This window comes from Runella rosea (assembly GCF_003325355.1).
Taxonomy (GTDB): Bacteria; Bacteroidota; Bacteroidia; order Cytophagales; family Spirosomataceae; genus Runella; species Runella rosea.
Genome location: NZ_CP030850.1, coordinates 1,083,182 through 1,104,223 on the forward strand (window position 1 = coordinate 1,083,182; position 21,042 = coordinate 1,104,223).

Sequence of the window (21,042 nt, forward strand, 5' to 3'; positions counted from 1 at the left end):
ACCGGCACCACAGGCTCCCCCAGAACCTGTGATTCTTTCTATAGGTGACCGGAAATTTACGACCGATGAATTCTTTCAATCTTTTACCAAAAACCAATTTTCGGACGATACGTCCAAATCAACCAATATTAGAGAATACCTTCAGCTTTATACAAATTTAAAGTTGAAAGTAATCGCCGCCCAAAGTGCCGGCAAAGATACCACGGCGGAATTTCGGGAAGAAATGGCTTCTTTTCGGAAACAATTGGCCCAGCCCTACCTTTATGATAAAGTATTTGTGGAAAACCTCGTAGCGGAAGCTTACGAACGTTTGAAACAAGAAGTCAGCGCTTCACATATTTTGTTCCCAGTATCTCCCGACGCCTCTCCCGAAGATACCTTATCAGCCTACCGGGCAGCCATTGCGCTGCGTAGCCGAATCATCCAACAAGAAATTACGTTTGAGGATGCCGCAACTCGTTTTTCAAAGGATGCCTTATCCAGCCCTAAAGGGGGAAATTTAGGGTATTTCACCGTATTTCAGACAGTTTATCCTTTTGAAAACGCCGCTTACTCCGCACCCATTGGAAAGATAACGGACCCCGTACGAACGGGCGCAGGCTATCACTTAATCAAAGTGAATGACCGTCGCTCTTCACGAGGAAAGGTGCAGGTAGCCCATATTTTGGTACGTATCAGTTCCAATGCCACCTCTGAAGGAAAAGCCGCCGCCAAGGCCAAAATAGAAAAAGCCCACAGTTTATTGCAACAAGAAGCTTGGGAAGTGGTTTGTCGTGACTATTCCGACGAGCCCACCACCAAAGATAACGGAGGCATCCTTCATGAATTCGGTACAGGAGCCATGACGCCTGCTTTTGAAGAAGTGGCATTCTCTCTTAAACGCGTCGGCGATATTTCACCGCCTTTTTTAAGCAACTACGGTTGGCACATTGTTAAATTGATTAATCGTAAGCCCATCGAATCATTCACCGAATTAGCCCCGCAACTTCGGCAAAAAGTAACCACCGATTCGCGCGGCGAGCTCATTCGGGAGGCATTAATCACCAAACTGCGTGCGTCGTCCAAAATGACGGAAATTGCCCCTATCAAAGCGGCAGCCATGGCCCAACTTGACACATCCCTGCTAAGAGGCAAATGGAAGTTCAAAACACCGCTCAACGCTTCGATTGAAAATAAAACGCTGGTGCAAATTGAGAATCAGCCGTATAGCGTCAATCATTTTTTTGAATACGTCTATAATCGTCAGCAACCCACCCCAGCGGGCACTTCGCTACCCCTCCTTGCCGAACGTTATTTTCGTCAGTTTGTAAATCAGAAATTGGTCGAAACGGAAGAAGCAAATTTGGAAAAAAAGTATCCTGAATTTAGAGCATTAATGACCGAAATGCGCGACGGAGTCTTGTACACCCAAGCCATGGAAGCCAACGTATTGGAGCGCTCCTTGACCGACTCATTGGGCCAGAAACAATATTGGGAACAAAATAAAGCCAACTATCGCTACCCCGAGCGCGCTTTTGCTACCCTCGCAGTCAGTGAAAGCGATTCGCTGTTAAAACGAGCCCATGAGGCGCTTGCTTCAAAGCCGTATCAGTTGCGAAGAAAGGGGACCGATTTGCTTTTCCCTTCTAAATCGACTGTCCTCAGTGTGAAACACCGGGAAGCCCTATTTGAAGTAGCATTGACCTTGCTCAATAATGAAAATTATTCGGTCGAAGTTTCCGCTTATGGCGATGCTGATGAACCAGATTCAGTTTCCACTATGCGCCTTCATAATGCCATTAAGGCGCTTACCAACAACAGTGTCTCCTTGACCAGAATCATTGAGAAAGATTACGGCAAATTCAAACCAGTGGCCAATGCTTCTCGCAACCGCCGGGTAAGTTTTCAGTATTTCAGCACGTCAAAAAAAGACCTCGAAAAAGCCCTTAACGCCCTAAAACTGGGCAATATACTCATTACAGAAGGGGCTTTTGCCAAAGGAGCAAACCGCTTTGTGGATGCCGCCCGCTGGGAAGTTGGCGAGCAATTGGTGAGCGTCAACAAGGAAAAAGTATGGGTTTCTATTGCCAAAATCGAACCTGCCCGCCTCAAAACCTTCACTGAAGCGCGTGGGGCCGTGATAAACGATTACCAAAAACAACTAGAACGCAATTGGCTTATGCAATTGCGCCAAAAGTTTGCCGTACAGATAAACGAAGAAGAATTACGTAACTTAGCAAAGTAAAAAACGGCGTAAGTCCGTTTACAATAGAGAATCCGATTTTGAAGTAGCCTACCAAATTATGAAAAGAACATTCATTCAAAACCCATCTTACCTCTCAGTTCTTCGCTCCACCTTGGCAACGCTCGTATTGGCGTGTATTGCCTTCATCGGCGCTCAGGCACAGGGAAAAAGTACCAGCCTCAACAAAGTGGTGGCGCGCGTTGACAACTACTACATACTGCGTTCTGAATTGGAGGAGTACATGATTCAGGCACAATCTCAGGCCCAGGGCCAACAAGCCCCTACCATGTGCCAGGCCTTAGAACGCTTGATTGTAAATAAAATGCTGTTGGCAAAAGCGGAGATAGACTCCGTTATTGTTGAAGACAAACAGATTGAAAGTCAGGTAGCGGCCCGGATGGACTACATGGCCAAGCGTTTTGGCTCGGAAAAAAACATCATTGAGGCCTACGGAAAGAGCATTGAAGCCCTTAAATATGAGTTGCGGGAGCCTATCAAACAGGAAATGATAGCGGAAAAAATGCAAAGTAAAATTACGGAAGCCATCAAAGTGACCCCCAATGAAGTAAAAAAATTCTTCAACAGCATTCCCAAAGACAGCCTACCTTATATTCCCGCCGAAGTTGAAATCGGGCAGATTGTTCGTTATGCCAAAGTAACAAAAGCACAGAACGACGAATTACGTGCGCGTTTGCTCGATTATAAAGCCCGGGTAGAAAAAGGAGAAGATTTTACCTCATTGGCCTCTGCTTATTCAGAAGATTTAGGGTCAGCGCAACGGGGTGGAGATCTTGGTTTTGCCAAACGCGGCGATATGCTACCCGAATTTGAAGGAGCCTCCCTGAAACTCAAACCAAACGAACTATCGGAGCCTATTGAGACAGAATATGGTTTGCACTTGATTCAATTGCTCGAAACGCGAGGCGCTGAATACCACGCCCGCCATATTTTATTGCGCCCCGATTATAACCGCATGGACATGTCGGCCCCAAAAAAAGTATTGGATAGTCTCTACAATTTGATCAAAACTGATACGCTAAAGTTTGAAAAAGTAGCAAAAACGTGGTCTGAAGATAAAAGTACGGCCGATGCAGGCGGTTTGTTGAAAGACCAACAGTCGGGTTCTTCGCGCTTGCCACTAGATGCTTCGATGGACTATGGCCTGTTTATGATGCTCGACACTATGAAAGTTGGCACGATAAGTGCGCCAATGAACTATCGGACGGACGACGGAAAAACCGCCATGCGAATCATCTATTACAAAAGCAAAGTGGAGCCGCATACGGCTAGTTTGAAAGACGATTTTGAGAAACTATCCAACATTGTTTTAGCTAATAAAAAAACAGAAGCGGTGGATAAGTGGTTTAAGAAAGCAATCGAAGATGTCTTTATTAAAGTAGACCCCGAGTTTCAGGGATGTAAAATGATGGGTATTAATCTGCAGGATAATTAGCGGCGATTGTTTTTTTGCGGCAAACAGCTATATTCACAACAACCATTTATAAACCACTAACCATAAACCTTAAATGAAGTTTTCTTCTGACGTCGCTGCTGCTGAGGCACTTAAAGAATCTTATGAAAAACTCCGTGCAGAAATTGGCAAAGTCATTGTTGGTCAAGATGATACGGTTCGTTTATTGCTCACCGCTATATTCTGTCAGGGGCACTGCCTCTTGGTTGGGGTTCCCGGATTAGCAAAAACTCTCCTAATACAGACCATCGCGGGTGCGTTGGATTTGAGTTTTAATCGTATCCAATTCACGCCTGACTTGATGCCTTCGGATATTTTGGGTTCTGAAACTTTGGACAATGAACGCAATTTCCGTTTTATCAGAGGACCCGTATTTGCCAATATTATTTTGGCGGATGAAATCAACCGTACCCCTCCCAAAACCCAGTCGGCACTCCTCGAAGCGATGCAAGAATACGCGGTAACGGTGGGCGGCCAAAAACATTCGCTAAGTCGTCCGTTTTTTGTGTTGGCTACCCAAAACCCCATCGAACAGGAAGGAACGTATCCCCTACCCGAAGCGCAGTTAGACCGTTTTATGTTCATGGTTTACTTAGATTATCCTTCTTACCAAGAAGAGCTTAACATTGTCAAATCCACCACAACTGATAATAAACCCGTGATTAATACGGTCATTTCAGCCGCCGAAATCGAAGCATTCCAACACCTAGTTCGGCGCGTTCCCGTCACGGACAATGTGGTAGAATATGCCGTTAAACTTGTTCAAAAAACCCGACCAATGGGCGATTTGGCCACCGCAGACACCAAAAATTACTTGGAGTGGGGAGCAGGGCCACGTGCGTCTCAAAACCTGATACTTGCCGCCAAATGCAATGCCCTCATCAACGGAAAATACTCACCTGATATTGAGGATGTAAAAGCAGTAGCACTTCCTATATTACGTCACCGCATCGTGCGTAACTTTAAAGCAGAAGCAGAAGGAATTTCGGTCAATGATATTGTAAAGCGATTAGTGTAGTTATTCACTGCATATAGAAATCACGCAAAGACGCAGAGGAGCAAAGAAAACCCCTCTACCTCTTTTGCGTGATTTTTTTTTGTTCCCTGCTCATTTTACAGCTGCAAAAACAGAATGATAAAACACAAAAGTAATAGCCAACTTCCATAAAAAGACAGTTAATTAGTACGACAAATGCTTTTCATTCGTACCTTGCAAACCCAAATTCAACCCCCAAAAAATCGTTATGCCTCCAAAAATTCGCAAAGAGGACGCACTTTATTACCATTCCAAGGGTCGTCCCGGCAAGATTCAGGTAGTGCCAACCAAAGAAACCAACAACCAACTTGACCTGTCTTTGGCCTATTCGCCCGGCGTAGCCGAGCCGTGTATGGAAATTTTTAGAAACGTTGAAGATGTCTATAAATACACCGCCAAAGGCAACTTAGTGGCGGTAATCAGCAACGGAACGGCTGTATTAGGTCTCGGAAACATTGGCCCCGAAGCAGGTAAACCCGTCATGGAAGGGAAAGGACTTCTTTTTAAAATTTACGCCGACATTGACGTGTTTGACATTGAACTCAATACCGAAAACGTGGATGAGTTTGTCAGAACGGTTAAAATCATGGAGCCTACCTTCGGTGGGGTTAACCTCGAAGACATCAAAGCGCCCGAATGTTTTGAAATCGAACGTCGCCTCAAAGAAGAGCTTAACATTCCCGTCATGCACGATGACCAGCACGGGACAGCCATCATTAGCTCGGCGGCCCTGCTGAATGGACTCGAATTGGTCGGTAAAAAAGTGGAAGATATTCGCGTCGTGGTGTCAGGAGCTGGAGCCTCGGCAAGTTCTTGTACCAAGTTATATATTGCCTTGGGCGTTCGTCCCGAAAACGTCGATATGTTCGACAGCAAAGGCCACATCAATACCGCCCGTACCGATTTAGACCCCATGAAGCAAGAATTCGCCTCTGAGCGTCGTTTCGCATCGCTGGCCGAAGGAATGGTGGGTGCCGATTTATTCCTCGGGTTGTCTAAAGCCAACGTAGTATCACAAGACATGGTGCGCTCCATGGCCAAAGACCCGATGGTATTTGCGATGGCCAATCCAGACCCCGAAATTCCGTATCCAGACGCCGTAGCCGCCCGCGAAGACGTCATTATGGCCACTGGTCGCTCGGATTATCCCAACCAAGTCAACAACGTATTGGGCTTCCCGTACATATTCAGGGGCGCATTGGACGTGCGGGCCCGGGAAATCAACGAGCCGATGAAATTGGCGGCAGTGCACGCGCTGGCCGAATTGACCAAAAAGCCCGTTCCTGACATCGTTAATTTAGCTTACAATGCCGACAACATAAAATTCGGTCGTGAATATATCATCCCTAAGCCTGTTGACCCACGCCTGCTCACGACCATTGCCCCCGCGGTGGCCAAAGCTGCCATGGAGAGCGGCGTAGCTCAGTACCCCATTACGGATTGGGATGCGTACGTTCAACAGCTGGAAAAACGTTTGGGTCAGGACAATCAGATTTCTCGGGTGATTATCAGCAAGGCCAGAAAAGCGCCCAAACGCGTGGTTTTTGCCGATGCCGAAAACGTGCAGGTACTCAAAGCGGCCCAACAGGTACGCGACGAAGGCATTGCGTTTCCGATTTTATTGGGTAAAGAAGAAAAAATACGCGCCATCATTGAGCAGAATAAACTGGACCTCGCCGAGATTCCAGTGATTGACCCTTATAGCCCTGAGCAATCGGCTAACATTGACCGCTACGCTGAAGTTTATTTCCAAAAACGCCAGCGCAAAGGTGTCAACATCATCGAAGCTCGCAAGATGATGTATTATCGGAGTTCATTCGGGGCCATGATGGTCGAAATGGGTGAAGCTGATGCCCTGATTTCTGGTTTGACCCGCAATTATCCCGATACCATTCGCCCTTCTTTGCAAATCATTGGGAAAGAAGCGGGGGTGAAAAAAGTGGCGGGTATGTACATATTGCTTACGCGTCGTGGGCCGTTATTTTTGGCCGATACCACCGTCAATTTTAACCCTACGGTCGATGACATCGTTGAAATCACCGAATTGACCGCCCAAGCCGTAGAACGGTTCAACATAAAGCCGCGCATTGCCCTCCTTACTTACTCCAACTTTGGAAGTGCGAAGGGCGAAGATGCCGAAAAAATGAGCACCGCCGCCACCATTTTACACAAAAAACACCCTGATATGGTGGTAGACGGTGAAATGCAGGCACACTTACCGTTTGATTTAGAACTGTTGCGCACCAATCATCCGTTCAGCAAACTGGCGGAAGACGGGGCCAATACCCTTATTTTCCCGAATCTTTCGGCCAGCAACATCGCCTACAACCTACTCAAAGAAGTAGGGGAATACGAGGCCATCGGCCCGATTTTGCTCGGAATGCGTAAACCTGTTTACGTACTGCAATTGGGTAGCTCCGTTCGCGAAATCGTGAACATGGTAGCTATTGCGGTGGTAGAAGCACAAATGAAAGGGTAGTTTTTCGCCCTTATTGATAAACTTAAGCGCGGCAGACTTATCACTAGTCTGTCGCGCTTATTCATGTTGAGTTGTTCTCGTATACTCCCAAACGAAGGCGTGCCATGACTCCCAACGAATTACCATCAACCAACATAGACCCTTTCTACGAAACGCAAAGTATTGCAGTACCTGAAGCGTTCGAGGAGTTTTTTACGCATTTTTATTATGCCGCCAATCATACCCCCTACCCTGTCCATAAAAAGCTAATTCCTTCTTTTCAGACCATTTTGGTCTTTAATCTTGGCAGTAAGATTTCGATTTCGTTCGACCAAAACCCCTCTTTCGACGCGCCGAATAGCCTGATTGTGGGGCCCATCAAAAAAAACATTGATTATAGTCTGTCACCTGGGGCCGAAATGCTCGTGGCGAATTTTAAGTGGGATGCTTTTTACCGTTTTTTTGGACAATCCTTAAAGTCATTCAATGAATTCATCATCGAACCCGATGATTTAGTCAAAGAGCAATGCTTTGCCGACGTATGGATTCGGCTCAAAGAAGCCCCATCGCTCGCTGAAAAGATCGACCTTTTGTTGAATTTCAGTTTGCCATATTTAAGAGAACGTAAAAGCAACGTGGCACAGGTTCTGGCGCAAAATGAAGCTAACGGAGCTATAAACACGGTCAAGAAAATAGCCGCAGAAAGCGGCTACAGCGAGCGAAACATTCAGCTCAACTATCAAAAATATCTGGGATTCAGCGACAAAGAACTCAATCGTTATCAACGGTTTAAAAAAGCAGTTGAACTTTTATCAAAAGCCAACGCCACATTGCAGCCAATTGATTGGCTTGAAATTGTAGCGCAGTGCGGCTATTATGACCAAAGCCAGTTGATTCATGACTTCAATCACTTCATTAAAATGTCGCCCACTCATTACCTTAAACTCCAAGAAGACCTCTGCATGACGGCGTTATAGCGCTTTTCGTTTTCTTACAATCAGGGCAAAACCGTGGGCGCTAGTTTTGTCAAAAAAAGAAAACAACATGAAACACTTAATCATTTATGCCCATCCCCACGCTGGGAGCCTCAATCATTTTCTCAAAGAAACGGCCGTTAATACGCTGGAAAAAGCGAATCACGAAGTTAGAATCCGCGACCTTTATGAATTGAACTTCAATCCTGTTTTATCATTGGAAGATATGGTGGGGCAACGCAAAGGGCAAGTGGTGCCTTTGGTCGGTGAAGAGCAAAAACACATCGAATGGGCAGAGGCGATTACCTTTATTTACCCGATTTGGTGGACGGGGATGCCCGCCATCATGAAAGGCTACATCGACCGCGTGATGTCGTACGGGTTTGCGTATCGGTACGACCAAGGCATTCAAAAAGGATTGTTGAGCGGCAAACAAGCCTTTGTCGTTAATACCCACGGTAAATCCAAGGCTGAATACAACGCCAACGGGATGGATGCAGCCCTGCGCCTCACCTCTGATACGGGAATTTATACCTATTGCGGATTAGACCTTAAAAGTCACTTATTTTTTGACAAAGCCGACCGGGTCACCGAAGAAACCATCACAATTTGGGCTACTGAAATTGAAGGAATGTATTTGTAGACTTTCCAAGCCTTTTATGAATGCTTTTTCAACGCGGCTACTGCCGCCACGCAATCCGCATCAATGGCTTTTTTGAGGGCTTCAAGACCGTCGAATTTGAGTTCGGGACGAATAAATTCCACCAGTTCGACGGTCATTTTTTCACCGTACACATCATCATTGAAGTCAAAAATATATACTTCCTGCGTGCGATTCGTACCGTTGACGGTGGGTCGAAAACCAATGCTCATCACACCGCCCAACGTTTGCCCCCGCACTTCCACCCGCACGGCGTAAATACCGTCGGCAGGAATCAGTTTATAGTTTTCTGCCACGTGAACATTGGCCGTTGGGTATCCAATCGTGCGCCCCAACTGCCTGCCTTTCACCACAATACCCGTAAACGTGTAGTTTCTACCCAACAGTTCAGTAGCGATGGTTGTGTCTCCCTCCAATAGCGCCTGACGAATTTTGGTTGAGCTCACAGTGATGTGTTCAATCTCCTGACGCGGAATTTCTTCAATTTCAAAACCGTAACGGGGCGCGTGTTGTTGCAGGTACTCAAAACTACCCTCACGGTTGCGTCCAAAATGATGGTCATAACCGATGACCAATTTTTTGGTCCCGATGGTTTCCACCAAAATCTGTTGGATAAACTCCTCAGACGACAATTCACTAAACTCCCGCGTAAACGGAATAATGACCAGATGATGAACGCCGTTCTGCCGTAAATACGCAATTTTTTCTTCTAAGGTAGACAGCAACTTTAGGTTTTGGCTGTCTTTTGAAACCACCATACGTGGGTGCGGCCAAAAGGTCAACACTACGGTTTCACCACCCATAATTTGGGCAGTTTCGGTCAAGCGGGCGAGGATAATTTGGTGACCCAAATGCACTCCGTCAAAGGTTCCGCTGGTCACAATGGCATTCTGAAGGGGCTTAAAATCAGCTATATCGTAGTAAACCTGCATGTTATTGAAAATGGACGCTAAATTTCAGACTCAGGATTGAGATTGGGTTTTCCAAGGTCGAGATTTAGCTCCAGTCGTTTTCTTTTTACGTAATCTTCAATTTCTTCCGCGTCTTTCAGCCAATACGTTCCGATTCGGGTACGGCACAGTTCGCTCATGTAAGCACCAGACTCCAGCAACATGCCAAAATCCCGTACTAAACTGCGAATATAAGTCCCTTTGGAACAAACAATGCGAAAACTTACTTCGGGAAAGTTGACGGCATCAATCTCAAAGACAGGAACCGAAACCGAACGCGGCTTAATCTCAACCACTTCCCCTCGGCGGGCTTTTTTGTAGAGGCGCTCCCCTCCCATTTTCACAGCAGAATAAATGGGAGGATACTGCGAAAGTTCTCCTGTCAACTTTGCTACAGCCGCCTGCATCAAATCGAGCGTAATATGATCAGTAGGGTATTCACCCTCGAAGGGCGTTTCAAGATCGATAGAAGGAGTCGTTTTTCCCAGCACCAATTTGCCAGTATATTCTTTTTCAGCTCCTTGGTACGTATCTATCTCCTTGGTTTTCTTACCCGTACACAAAATCAATAAACCAGTAGCGAGCGGGTCAAGGGTGCCCGCATGGCCAATTTTTTTGATACGACAGGCTCTCTTTATTTTGTTGACGGCGTCAAAAGAAGTCCATGTGAGAGGTTTATTAAGCAAAATAACTTCTCCCTCGTCGGGAGAAGCAGCAGATTCATCTATCATAGGTCAATCATCAAACGATTTCAAGCTTGTATCCAGCCAGCATCAAGGCCAAAATAGCCCCTCCAACGATAATGCGGTACCAGCCAAAAACGCGGAAACCATATTTTGTTAAAAAGTCAATGAAAAACTTGATGGCCAGCATTGCCACAACAAAAGCGACAACGTTGCCAATGGCAAGCAACTTGATTTGTTCGTCGGTCAGTACAAAGCCATCTTTGTAAAAATCGTAGGCTTTTTTAGCAGTAGCCGCAAACATGGTAGGCACTGCCAAAAAAAACGAAAATTCGGCGGCAGCTTTACGTGAAAGACGCTGCGCCATCCCTCCCACAATCGTGGCGCCCGACCGCGAAACGCCCGGTATCATGGCAATACACTGGAAAAAGCCAATTTTAAAGGCGGTTAGGTAATCTATTTCGTCAGAGCTTTCAATAAAGGTTTTATTAAACCATTTATCAACAAACAACAGAATAATCCCTCCTACCAGCAATGAAATGGCTACGCCCAACGGGCTTTCAAGAAGCGCATCGATGGCATCGCTGAACAACACCCCAAAAACGGCACTGGGAATAAACGCAACAAAGAGCTTAAAATAAAAATCAAAGCTGCGGAAGAAACGCTTGAAATACAAAACAACGACCGAAAGAATGGCACCGAGCTGAATGGCCACGGTGAAAAATTTCACGAATGGGTCGGATGCAATCCCCATAAAAGAGGACGCCAAAATCATGTGACCCGTGGAAGAAATAGGTAAATATTCCGTAATACCTTCGATTACGGCAAGAATAAGTGCTTGAATAAAATCCATTTTAAAATTGTAAGGGGTGGGCAGTGAGGTTTTTTCTTCCTCACTCATTCATAACGTTTTGATTATTTGCCGTCGGCAGGACGGCGTAAAATGGCAAAAAACTCAACGACAAAACCAGCCATTACTACCAATGGACCCACGGTTAATCCTAGAACACCGAATCCAAACTCTTCAGAATCCATGCTCATAATGACAAATCCACCCAAAATCAGCACGATACCAATAATCATGAAGGTGTAGTTACTTTTACCAAAGGGAAATGCGTTCTTTTTCATTTGACTATTTTAAATGTTGAATTGATAAAAAAAGGAGGTATGGGTTTATTAATACAAATCATCTAGGGTCATTCTCAAATACCTCGCCAATGCTTGAAACGTGCTTAAAATTCCAATCAGCGCCCCTAAAATAATAACACCTAGGAGCAGAAAGCCCAGTTTTTCGTATTCCTGCAACGTGTGTAATCCTTCAATTTGGCGAAGGGCCACTTGCTGTAAACCCACAATCAAACCCGCCGCAATCAGGCCACTGATGAGCCCTTGCACCGCGCCGTTTTTGAGGAAAGGCATCTGAATAAAATTATTGGTCGCGCCCACCAATTGCATACTACGTATCAAAAACCGTTGCGAATACAAAGCCAAGCGAATGGTATTATTCATCAACAATACAATGATTATGAGCATAATAACCGCAAAAGTGGCCAAAATGATGTAAATTTTGGTGAGGTTTTTATTAATTTGGTCGGCTAGGTTTTCCTGATACACTACTTCAAAAACGCCCTCCAATTTTTCAACGTCTGCTTTGATTTTTTGGAGTTTGGTATCTTCAAAATAATCCTCTTGTAAGCGCACCCGATAACTGTCATGCAGGGGATTTTCGCCCAGAAACGCGCTAAAATCCTCCTTCGTATCAGCAATAAACTCGCGGGCGGCCTCGTCTTTTGAATAAAAAATCACTTGAGGCTTTCCTTCAATATTCAACACAAAAGGGTTTGCAATCAGTTTTTTCTGAATATCAGCCACTTGCGTTGAGTCAAGACCTTTGTCGAGCATGACTCGCACCTCAATATTTTGCTTAATGATAGAAATAAGCTTTTTGGACTGCATGACCAGCAAGCCACAAAATCCAATCAAAAATAACGCCGCGGTTAAGCTAACAATAATCATGGCGTTGGGATAACTGCCAACCTTTTTCTTTTTCAGAGGCATAAATAGAATGTAAAGTGAAGACGGGGTCGCCCGTACGGTTCAGTGTATTAAAGACCAATTACGTTCGTTCATAAACTCATCCATGAATCATTGCAAAAATAGGTAATTATTTCAAGAACGAATTCAAATAGTAGATTCGTAAATCGTTTTTAAAGTTTTTTAACCAAATTGCTGGTCATTCGAGTCCAAAATGTTATCCAAAAAAAATCTCCTTCTTTCGGTTTTGCTATTATGGCCCTGCGTATTATTGGCGCAGTTACCAAACAACCTTCTCTTCCAGCGCTATTCTACCCACGAGGGGCTTTCTGACAATTATGTTTTTAACGTAGTGGAAGATCGGCAACATTTTATTTGGGCCTCCACCTTTCAGGGAATTGATCGCTTAGATGGGGTCGAAGTGCGGCACTATAGCTTGATAGACAGCTCACAAACCGATGCCCAACCATCCATCGAAGTCATTAGAGACTACAAGGGTGGGATTTGGGCCACTAGAAATGCGAATTTGTTTAAATACAACCCTGTCCAAGACCAATTTGAACTGAAAGTACAAACGAAGAACAAAGAATTCAGCGCTAACAATAAAAAAATAAAGCAAAAATTTGCCCTGTTACACGACTCCCACAACCAGTGTTTTTGGATAGCCAGTGAAAAGGGGCTCTTTCGTTACCAAATTGAAACTAAACGTTTAGAATCCACGCCCATTCGTTCATTCAGTACACCTTATAAAATCATCAGCATCAACACCAATACCCTTATCATCGCAACCAATGAAGAATGGATAAGTTATGATACCCGCACCCAAAAGTCGTTTCGGATTCCAAAGCCATCAACCGAATGGGTCATCTATTCCACAAAGGCAAATCACTGGATTTACAGCGATGAAGGCCGCAAAATATGGGAGATTTCCTTCCAAAACAGCCAATTTTCACTCCCAGTACTCACTGAAATCAATCCCGAACGGCAGGAAATCAGAAGCATCGCTACCCTGCCAAATCAGACTGGCGCAAAAACACTTTGGTGTGGATTGGTTACGGGGGGATTGGCGGTACAGGATACCGAAAACAAAAATCATTATCAACTTTTCAATACCCGTATCAATGAAATCAATGGTTTTCATTACCGAAGAATCTTGAATATTTTTCAGGACAGTAAGCACAACATTTGGTTAAGTACCGATCAGGGCCTATATCGAGCCAATCCTACGAAATTCCAGATTCAGAAAGAATTGTTTCCATTTTTTAGAAAACTGAACATCAGTCGGGTGCGGCAAATTGTCCAACACGCTTCTAAGCCACATCTTGAATGGGTCGCTAATTCAAACTATGGCTTATTTTTATATGATAAAGTACGTCAAAAAATCATTAAGTCCTTTGAAATGCCAGGGAGTGGAATCACCCAAATCAAATACGACCGTCACGGAAGGCTTTGGGTATTGTCGGCCAAAATGCTAACAATCATAGATGCGCAGTTACGCATTAAGATAATAACAACAACGCACCTAAAGCCCAATTTGCTTTGTTGGCGAATCATATTTGACCGATACGACAACGCGTGGATTGGTTCAGAAATCGGGTTATTAAAAGTAGCTTTTCCCACCCACACACTAACGGTACATTCTCCCGACATTACCGATTCACAATCCATCAGCCACGCTTTTGTGTATGATTTAAAAAAACTTAACAATCAAAAAATAGCCTTAGCTACGCGCAATGGGGTGGATATTTTTGATATCGACACTGAAAAAGTAGCGGAAAAAATCGGCCCTCGTCAAAATGTATTTGCCCTAGATATTGACTCCACCGAAACGATGTGGGTAGCATACAGCAATGAATTCTTAAAAATCAGCAACCATCAAGTAGTTAAAAGCTGGAAAAGCTATGGAAATAACAGGGCGCTTCGGTTCAAAAATGGATTATCCGTTGACAAAGGCGGTAAACTGTGGATGAATACCAACGATGGCCTGCTTCATTTTGACCCTAGTACCGAAAAATTTCAATTGTTTACTGAAAATGACGGGCTGATTAGCAATTATTTTTACGGTTTTATCTATGAAAACAATGGTAATCTTTACCTGAATTATGAAGAAGGTGTCAATTATTTTGATCCACTCCAAGCCCACATACCCCCCAAAATATACGAAACACTCCTGACTGATTTCAGCCTGTTGGATGTACGGCAAGGCATTGACTTCCGAAAGCAACAAAGCCCGTTTAAGGTCAATTACGACCAAAATATCATCACGTTCCACTATTCAGTTGTAGAGTTTGACCAACCTGAAAAAATAACTTTTCGGTACCAACTGGAGGGATTTGACAAAGGTTGGAAAAATGGGAATACTCGTCGGGATGTCAGTTACACCAATCTCAGCGGCGGCCATTATACCTTTAGAGTACAGGCGTTGAGTAGCGACGGCAACGTAGCTTCCAACATTGCAGCGTTCCCAATTTTTGTGACTACGCCCTATTACCGAAGTTGGTGGTTCTTTGGATTGATTTTTTGCGGCATTAGTTCATTTTTCTACGGTCTATATCGTTATCGCCTAAAGCAAATTCTTAAACTTCAGCATTTACGCAATTCGATTTCTCGGGATTTACACGACGAAGTGGGCTCGACCCTGAGCAGTATTACGATGCTGAGTGAATCCGCAAAAAAATCAATTGACATCGACGAAGCACAAACGCGTAAGTTCATGGAAAGCATTACTACAAATGCCCAAAAAGTACTGGAAAACATGGACGACATCGTTTGGGCCATCAATCCCAAAGATGACTCCCTCGAAAGCATCGTTTTGCGCATAAAGGAGTATGCCTATACCATCACCGAAACCAAGGATATTCATCTCAGTTTTGATATCGACCAGCGCTTCCAAAAGCTTAAGGTACCGATGAAAACCCGACAGAATCTTTATCTTATTCTGAAGGAAAGCATCAACAACGCCGTAAAACATTCTGGCTGTAATGAGCTCAAAATAACATTAAAAATAGAGAAAAAGGCGCTAAATATGATTGTTCAGGACAATGGACAAGGATTTGACGTACTGAAACCTACCCTTCGTAACGGATTAGAAAACATGCGACAACGCGCGGAAGAACTTGACGGAAAAATAAGGATTGACAGTCAAAAAAATAAGGGAACGACCATTTACATTCAATTAGGAAGTTGACGTATTTCCCCCAATCATGTGATTTGTGACTGACTTCAAATACCTACTTTTACTGCTCTCTTACAAGCAAAAAAAACTACATGTCACAGGCATATAACATCCGCGTAGTAATCGTTGACGACAACGACGATTTTCGCGAAGGTCTTTTCCATTTTCTCAATTTTAGCACTGGTTTTGAAGTGGTGGGGTGTTTTGCCAATCCAGTTAATATCGTAGAAAATATCACACGTACCCAACCAGATGTGGTTCTGATGGACATCGATATGCCTCAAATTACGGGCATCGAAGCGGTAAAGTTGTTAAAAGTCCATTTCAAGCGTTTAAATATCCTGATGCTGACGGTTTTTGAAGATGAAGAACGGGTCTTTAAAGCCATGCAGGCAGGGGCAATTGGGTATTTGTTAAAAAAAACGCCCCCGCAAAAAGTCTTGGAAGCGGTTCAGGAAGTCATGGAAGGTGGCGCTCCCATGTCGCCACTAATTGCCCGAAAAGTAGTGCATTTCTTCTCCAAAACGGCCCCAACGGATTATAATCTCACCCCCAAAGAACTGGCAGTTTTGCGGTGGTTGGTCGAAGGACTCAGCTATAAACTAATTGCAGCCGAGCTTAACCTAAGTATTGATACGGTTCGCACCCATCTTAAAAATATTTATGACAAGCTTCACGTAAAATCCAACACCGAAGCGGTAGTCAAAGCCGTGCGGGATAGGATTGTGTAGCCTCATTGCATCACGTGAACAACCCTCCACCGCTTTTCTTAGTTTCTAAAGCCAACCGATCAGAGTCAATACGTATTTATACCTAATTTATAGCGTAGAATCCCTTTCACCCTATGATGTGATTTTTGAAAAATTTCAATTGCCGAACTTTGTTGAAATATCATCTTTGATTTTTATTCTTTTTGACGCTGTTGTCGTCATTTGGAGAAAGTAATTTTCCAGCGTTTTTGCGAAAACAAGAGGGTATTTTGACGACCTAACTGGGCAACTACGGCAAAAAAACATCCCGCAGTTACCGTCAGAAATGCCCCCTGAAAAACCATTCAAACCGCTATTAGCATTTTACCTTTAAGTTCAACACATAAAACATTACCATTTATGAAAAAAATACCAATTGGAATATTATTGTTGTTATTTGCCTTTAGTTGCGTCAAAAAATCAGAAGAGGTGGTTCCCCTCAAGCCTTCTTTAGTAGGAAAGTGGACGATTAAGTCAGCAAAAAATCTATCTGCTACAACATTGACCGCTAAGGCCAACGCGACCATTGAGTTTACTGACACAAAATACACGGTAAGCCAAACGCAACCTTTTGCGAACTATAAAAATACGGCCAATCTCACTGAGTACTTACGATTTACGAGCAATTCTACCTATAAGCTGTTGCCCATCGACGAAATTCAGCCGTTGGTAGAGGCCGATTTGAAACTGTTTTTTGGGAACAATATCCCCAACGCTTCCAAAAATATTGCTGCAGTAATTGCACTTTACAAAAAAGAAGGCATCAATTATGTAGCGATTATCAATGGTGCAACAATCGTTACCACCAATACGGCGGGGGGTACCGAAACGACTGATATTCCTGCCTTTGGCATCGTAAACTTTACGGAGAATGGGTTTACCTTCGAAGAAATTAGCTTTGGTGATATTTTCCTTATCAATGACGCGAAGTACGTTCCCCAACTTCCCGCCGCCAATATTCGGGCTCAGATTCTGCTGGAAAAATAACAAAGACCGTTTATTGGAATCAGCATCTTTAGCCAATCACATCAAAAAACTACCCAAATGAAAAAAAAAATATTTTTTTTAATAGTCTGTTTTATCTATAACCCCAAAAGTATTGCGCAAATTTTTTTGCAAGAAACAATCGACAAATCCATCGAGATTACCCCCAGCGGTATCAAAGGGCCTACTACCCTAATACCAAGTAGTGTGACCGTGCTTGGAGCAGGTATCCCTATTTTGCAGCGGGTTGATAATACCATAGTCGGAACTGAAGCAGCAGGTCAGGGAGGCTATTTTTTAAACTCAACAATTTTGGGGTATCGTGCCTATTACAACAGCAGGAACCTATCCAATGGAAGTACACCTCATACAGTAGCCGTAGGTTCTCAAGCCATGCTCAATTACTTTGCAAGTCAAAATGTGGCAGTTGGTTTTGAAGCGATGCGGGGTAGTAGCACGCTTGCCAATAATACCGGACTTCGAAATGTAGCAGTAGGCTATTCGGCACTTCGACAAAATTCGACTGGTAGAGAAAACACCGCCTTAGGGGCTTTCAGTCTTTATTCAAATACCGTTGGTAATGAAAACGTAGGTATTGGCGGTTCTGCTTTGCTTTTAAATACAGTTGGGATTCAAAATGTGGCCATTGGTGTCAATACGCTGAGGAGCAATGTCGGGGGAGATGACAATGTAGCCGTAGGCAAAAACACACTTTACAGCAATATTGAGGGCAATTCAAACACAGCGGTTGGATTTGAGGCAATGTCTCTCACCAATAGTAGTTTCAATACGGCAGTAGGAGTACACGCATTGAGAGGGAGTGATATACCTGCCAACAACACAGGAGGAAGCAATACAGCCATAGGAGATAATGCCTTACAGAAAAATTCTACTGGTAGCAATAACATTGCCATCGGTACAAACGCACTCCTAAATAATACAACAGGAATTTATAATACGGCATTGGGCAGTGGCTTAATCGGCAATACCATCGGTTCAAACAATGTAGCTGCTGGCAGTTTGGCATTATTTGCCAACAATGCCAATAGTGGCAGTACGGCAATAGGTACCAATGCCATGCTTTATGCCGATAACCGCAGTACCTCCGAACGTTATACGTACAATACTGCGGTGGGATACGAGGCACTCCGAGGTAGCACCACAGCTGCCAATAACACGGGCCGCTACAACACGGCTGCAGGTAGGCAGGCGCTTCGTTTGGTCTCTTCTGGCAACTACAACACAGCCGTTGGGGCTTTGGCTGGAGACGGTATCACTACGGGCAGTTATAATATCGCCATTGGTTATAATGCCGACGTGCCAACGGGTACAGCAGATACTCAAGTTCGAATCGGTGATGCCAACGTTTCTTTTGCGTGTGTACAGGTAGCCTGGACCATAACCTCCGACCGCCGTTGGAAAGAGGCCATCCGACCTTTGAGTCTAAGCAGTGATTTTGTAAAACAACTACGCCCCGTTGCCTATCATCGAAAAAATAACGAAACTCCTGACATTGAAACAGGCTTGATTGCGCAAGAATTGGCTACAACGCTACATCAGGCAAAAATTCCAGCCCTGGGTTTGCTCAAAAAAAACCCCGATGGAATGCTCAGCGTACGTTATACTGACTTGTTGATGCCACTCATTAACGCACTCCAAGAGCAGCAACAACAAATTGAAGAGTGGAAAACAGCAAACGAAAAGGGAAAACAAACCAACGAGCAACTTACTGCTAAAAATGAGGAGGTAGCTGCCAAAATAAAGAAGATTACGGCATTGCTCGAAATGATTGAAAACAACCAAAAATAAACATCCACCCTTTTAATTCTTGATAAAAATGAAAAGGCAATTTTATTTATTTATAGGGGTGATGCTCGGCTTCCAATTCGCAACTGCACAAGTTAGCCCGATTTTAGGCACGGACCAATCTATACAAGTTACTCCTCGTGGCATTACAGGCAGACTATCCGGAACACTATCGCCTTCCAATCTTTATTTTGGTGGTGGGAGCTTCGGTTCCGGCGGGACAGGGACACAAAATACAGGAATTGGATCTGATAGAAGTATGCCATTGTCGGGTGCCAATAATGTGATGGTCGGTACGGTTGGCGGAGCAGCTCGTGTCGATTTTAGCGGCAGCGAAAATACACTCATTGGCACCAATGTATTTGGCTATATCGAACCCGGAAATACGGCAATCAATGGAAATGTCATTGTTGGATTTAATGCTTTTACTGCACCGGGCACTCCATTCCCCAGATTTACTGCCTCATATACAACAGTAATAGGGGCAGAAGCCATGCGTAGCACAAACGAAAGTACGTATAATACGGCTATTGGTGCTGAAGCATTCTCATTTCCAGAAACTGGAAGTCCATATACTTACGGCTCCACAGGTATTAACAGTGTAGCCTATGGTGTTAGAGCATTGGGGAATCAAAGAAGCGGCAGCGACAATGTAGCCTATGGCTACAAAGCCATGGAGATGTCGCTGGGCGCAGATAGCTGCACAGCCATAGGTTATTTGGCACTTAATAAAAACGTAGCCAACGGCCGAATGACGGCTATTGGACGGTCGGCAATGGAAAATACCGAAGCCAATGCACTAGGTATAAACAGTTTTAATGTGGCCATTGGTTACATGTCACTTGTCAATGTACTCTCTACTGGAACCAACAATGTTGCCATCGGTAGAAATGCCTTATTAAATACCTCCTCAGGAAGTTCAAATACAGCCGCAGGTTTTGGGGCACTCATCAGCAACACTACGGGTGCATTTAATGTTGGCATTGGGTCGGGGGCTTCCAACGACAATACCACAGGTACCGACAATGTGGCCATTGGTTATAGAACACTATCAGGCAATAAAATAAACACCCGCAATGTCGCCGTAGGTTACGAGGCCATGCGCTATGCAGATAGCCGCACCACCTCGGGGATTCAGGCTTATAATACCGCCGTTGGTTATAAAGCAATGCACGGAAGTACTACCGCCGCCAATAACACAGGGGCAAACAATGTAGCCATCGGCGACAGCGTTCTGGTCAATGTTACGTCAGGGAGCTTCAATACGGTAGTGGGAGCCTTTGCAGGCAATAACATCACCACCGGCTCTAACAATACGGTCATTGGCTTTGGGGCTGAAGTTCCTTCGGGTACTTCCAGCAACCAAGTAAGAATTGGCAACAGTGCCATCTCTTATGCAGGCGTGCAAGTGGCATGGACCATTACCTCCGACCGTCGGTTGAAAGAAAACATCAAACCCATTGCCAACGGATTGGCATTTATAAAAGCGTTACGCCCCGTCGTGTATCATCGAACAAACAATCTCATGCCCGACCGTGAACTGGGATTCATCGCTCAGGAGTTGCAGGAAGTAATGCCCCAACTCGGAATCACAAACTGGGGGATGATTCGATCCGATGACAAGGGGTTTTTAACAGTTCGTTACAACGACCTCATTGCCCCGATTATCAGCGCGGTACAGGAGCAGCAAACCCAACTTGACTCAGGCAAAAAGCGACGCAGCACATTAAAAACAATCAGTGTGGTGGACTACAATTTGCTCAATGCTCAAGCAGATGCAATATTGGAGCGTTTTGAAAACGTGACAAAATAGCCAATGTTTTTTTTAACAAAGCAT

The 21,042-nt window shown here is 44.4% G+C and carries 16 protein-coding genes; 11 read left to right on the forward strand and 5 right to left on the reverse strand.

Going from position 1 to position 21,042, the window contains the following annotated elements; all coding sequences use genetic code 11:
• The first annotated feature begins 28 nt into the window (after nucleotides 1-28).
• The 6 genes from DR864_RS04660 (at nucleotide 29) to DR864_RS04685 (ending at nucleotide 8,806) form a co-directional block, all read left to right on the forward strand.
• Complete coding sequence (locus DR864_RS04660) at nucleotides 29-2,224, forward strand: peptidylprolyl isomerase (RefSeq protein ID WP_229599518.1); 2,196 nt, start codon at nucleotides 29-31, stop codon at nucleotides 2,222-2,224.
• 58 nt (nucleotides 2,225-2,282) lie between these two features.
• Nucleotides 2,283-3,677 (forward strand): peptidylprolyl isomerase, encoded by a 1,395-nt coding sequence (locus tag DR864_RS04665; protein WP_114065863.1) that lies wholly within the window; start codon nucleotides 2,283-2,285, stop codon nucleotides 3,675-3,677.
• A 73-nt stretch (nucleotides 3,678-3,750) separates the two neighbouring features.
• Nucleotides 3,751-4,713, forward strand: a complete 963-nt coding sequence (locus tag DR864_RS04670) for an AAA family ATPase (RefSeq protein ID WP_114065864.1) — start codon at nucleotides 3,751-3,753, stop codon at nucleotides 4,711-4,713.
• Between the two features lie 226 nt (nucleotides 4,714-4,939).
• Nucleotides 4,940-7,210, forward strand: a complete 2,271-nt coding sequence (locus DR864_RS04675; protein ID WP_114065865.1) for an NADP-dependent malic enzyme — start codon at nucleotides 4,940-4,942, stop codon at nucleotides 7,208-7,210.
• A gap of 104 nt (nucleotides 7,211-7,314) precedes the next feature.
• Complete coding sequence (locus DR864_RS04680; RefSeq protein ID WP_114065866.1) at nucleotides 7,315-8,166, forward strand: helix-turn-helix domain-containing protein; 852 nt, start codon at nucleotides 7,315-7,317, stop codon at nucleotides 8,164-8,166.
• Nucleotides 8,167-8,233: 67 nt separating this feature from the next.
• Nucleotides 8,234-8,806 carry an NAD(P)H-dependent oxidoreductase gene (locus DR864_RS04685; RefSeq protein WP_114070149.1) on the forward strand — a complete coding sequence of 191 codons (573 nt, stop codon included), beginning with the start codon at nucleotides 8,234-8,236 and terminating at the stop codon, nucleotides 8,804-8,806.
• Between the two features lie 14 nt (nucleotides 8,807-8,820).
• Here the strand turns inward: DR864_RS04685 and DR864_RS04690 are convergent, their stop codons facing one another.
• The 5 genes from DR864_RS04690 to DR864_RS04710 all read right to left on the reverse strand — a co-directional run bounded on the left by DR864_RS04690 (nucleotide 8,821) and on the right by DR864_RS04710 (nucleotide 12,515).
• Nucleotides 8,821-9,756, reverse strand: coding sequence for a bifunctional riboflavin kinase/FAD synthetase (locus DR864_RS04690; RefSeq protein WP_114065867.1), 936 nt, complete (start codon nucleotides 9,754-9,756; stop codon nucleotides 8,821-8,823).
• 17 nt (nucleotides 9,757-9,773) lie between these two features.
• Nucleotides 9,774-10,505: a tRNA pseudouridine(55) synthase TruB gene (gene truB / locus DR864_RS04695; protein ID WP_114065868.1), complete on the reverse strand. Its 732-nt coding sequence runs from the start codon at nucleotides 10,503-10,505 to the stop codon at nucleotides 9,774-9,776.
• A gap of 10 nt (nucleotides 10,506-10,515) precedes the next feature.
• A complete protein-coding gene (locus DR864_RS04700; protein WP_114070150.1) occupies nucleotides 10,516-11,310 on the reverse strand; it encodes an undecaprenyl-diphosphate phosphatase in 795 nt (264 codons plus the stop codon).
• Between the two features lie 62 nt (nucleotides 11,311-11,372).
• Nucleotides 11,373-11,585, reverse strand: coding sequence for a DUF3098 domain-containing protein (locus tag DR864_RS04705; protein ID WP_114065869.1), 213 nt, complete (start codon nucleotides 11,583-11,585; stop codon nucleotides 11,373-11,375).
• Nucleotides 11,586-11,633: 48 nt separating this feature from the next.
• Nucleotides 11,634-12,515 (reverse strand): cell division protein FtsX, encoded by an 882-nt coding sequence (locus tag DR864_RS04710; protein WP_114065870.1) that lies wholly within the window; start codon nucleotides 12,513-12,515, stop codon nucleotides 11,634-11,636.
• A gap of 190 nt (nucleotides 12,516-12,705) precedes the next feature.
• On the opposite strand from DR864_RS04710, the gene DR864_RS04715 reads away from it, so the two are divergent.
• The 5 genes from DR864_RS04715 to DR864_RS04735 all read left to right on the forward strand — a co-directional run bounded on the left by DR864_RS04715 (nucleotide 12,706) and on the right by DR864_RS04735 (nucleotide 21,018).
• Entirely contained in the window at nucleotides 12,706-15,678 is a 2,973-nt protein-coding gene (locus DR864_RS04715; protein WP_114065871.1) for a sensor histidine kinase, read from the forward strand.
• Between the two features lie 80 nt (nucleotides 15,679-15,758).
• On the forward strand, nucleotides 15,759-16,397 hold the full coding sequence (locus DR864_RS04720) for a response regulator (RefSeq protein ID WP_114065872.1): 639 nt from the start codon (nucleotides 15,759-15,761) through the stop codon (nucleotides 16,395-16,397).
• Between the two features lie 378 nt (nucleotides 16,398-16,775).
• The gene (locus DR864_RS04725; RefSeq protein ID WP_114065873.1) at nucleotides 16,776-17,402 is read left to right on the forward strand and encodes a hypothetical protein; all 627 of its coding nucleotides are present in this window, start codon (nucleotides 16,776-16,778) and stop codon (nucleotides 17,400-17,402) included.
• Nucleotides 17,403-17,459: 57 nt separating this feature from the next.
• On the forward strand, nucleotides 17,460-19,208 hold the full coding sequence (locus DR864_RS04730) for a tail fiber domain-containing protein (RefSeq protein ID WP_114065874.1): 1,749 nt from the start codon (nucleotides 17,460-17,462) through the stop codon (nucleotides 19,206-19,208).
• Nucleotides 19,209-19,236: 28 nt separating this feature from the next.
• Nucleotides 19,237-21,018 carry a tail fiber domain-containing protein gene (locus DR864_RS04735; protein ID WP_114065875.1) on the forward strand — a complete coding sequence of 594 codons (1,782 nt, stop codon included), beginning with the start codon at nucleotides 19,237-19,239 and terminating at the stop codon, nucleotides 21,016-21,018.
• Nucleotides 21,019-21,042 lie beyond the last annotated feature (24 nt).

Excerpts from the sequence above, each read along its gene's own strand:
- DR864_RS04665 (WP_114065863.1), top strand. The coding sequence starts at position 2,283 with ATGAAAAGAACATTCATTCAAAACCCATCTTACCTCTCAGTTCTTCGC.
- DR864_RS04670 (WP_114065864.1), top strand. The coding sequence starts at position 3,751 with ATGAAGTTTTCTTCTGACGTCGCTGCTGCTGAGGCACTTAAAGAATCT.
- DR864_RS04675 (WP_114065865.1), top strand. The coding sequence starts at position 4,940 with ATGCCTCCAAAAATTCGCAAAGAGGACGCACTTTATTACCATTCCAAG.
- DR864_RS04680 (WP_114065866.1), top strand. The coding sequence starts at position 7,315 with ATGACTCCCAACGAATTACCATCAACCAACATAGACCCTTTCTACGAA.
- DR864_RS04685 (WP_114070149.1), top strand. The coding sequence starts at position 8,234 with ATGAAACACTTAATCATTTATGCCCATCCCCACGCTGGGAGCCTCAAT.
- DR864_RS04690 (WP_114065867.1), bottom strand. The coding sequence starts at position 9,756 with ATGCAGGTTTACTACGATATAGCTGATTTTAAGCCCCTTCAGAATGCC.
- truB (WP_114065868.1), bottom strand. The coding sequence starts at position 10,505 with ATGATAGATGAATCTGCTGCTTCTCCCGACGAGGGAGAAGTTATTTTG.
- DR864_RS04700 (WP_114070150.1), bottom strand. The coding sequence starts at position 11,310 with ATGGATTTTATTCAAGCACTTATTCTTGCCGTAATCGAAGGTATTACG.
- DR864_RS04705 (WP_114065869.1), bottom strand. The coding sequence starts at position 11,585 with ATGAAAAAGAACGCATTTCCCTTTGGTAAAAGTAACTACACCTTCATG.
- DR864_RS04710 (WP_114065870.1), bottom strand. The coding sequence starts at position 12,515 with ATGCCTCTGAAAAAGAAAAAGGTTGGCAGTTATCCCAACGCCATGATT.
- DR864_RS04715 (WP_114065871.1), top strand. The coding sequence starts at position 12,706 with ATGTTATCCAAAAAAAATCTCCTTCTTTCGGTTTTGCTATTATGGCCC.
- DR864_RS04720 (WP_114065872.1), top strand. The coding sequence starts at position 15,759 with ATGTCACAGGCATATAACATCCGCGTAGTAATCGTTGACGACAACGAC.
- DR864_RS04725 (WP_114065873.1), top strand. The coding sequence starts at position 16,776 with ATGAAAAAAATACCAATTGGAATATTATTGTTGTTATTTGCCTTTAGT.
- DR864_RS04730 (WP_114065874.1), top strand. The coding sequence starts at position 17,460 with ATGAAAAAAAAAATATTTTTTTTAATAGTCTGTTTTATCTATAACCCC.
- DR864_RS04735 (WP_114065875.1), top strand. The coding sequence starts at position 19,237 with ATGAAAAGGCAATTTTATTTATTTATAGGGGTGATGCTCGGCTTCCAA.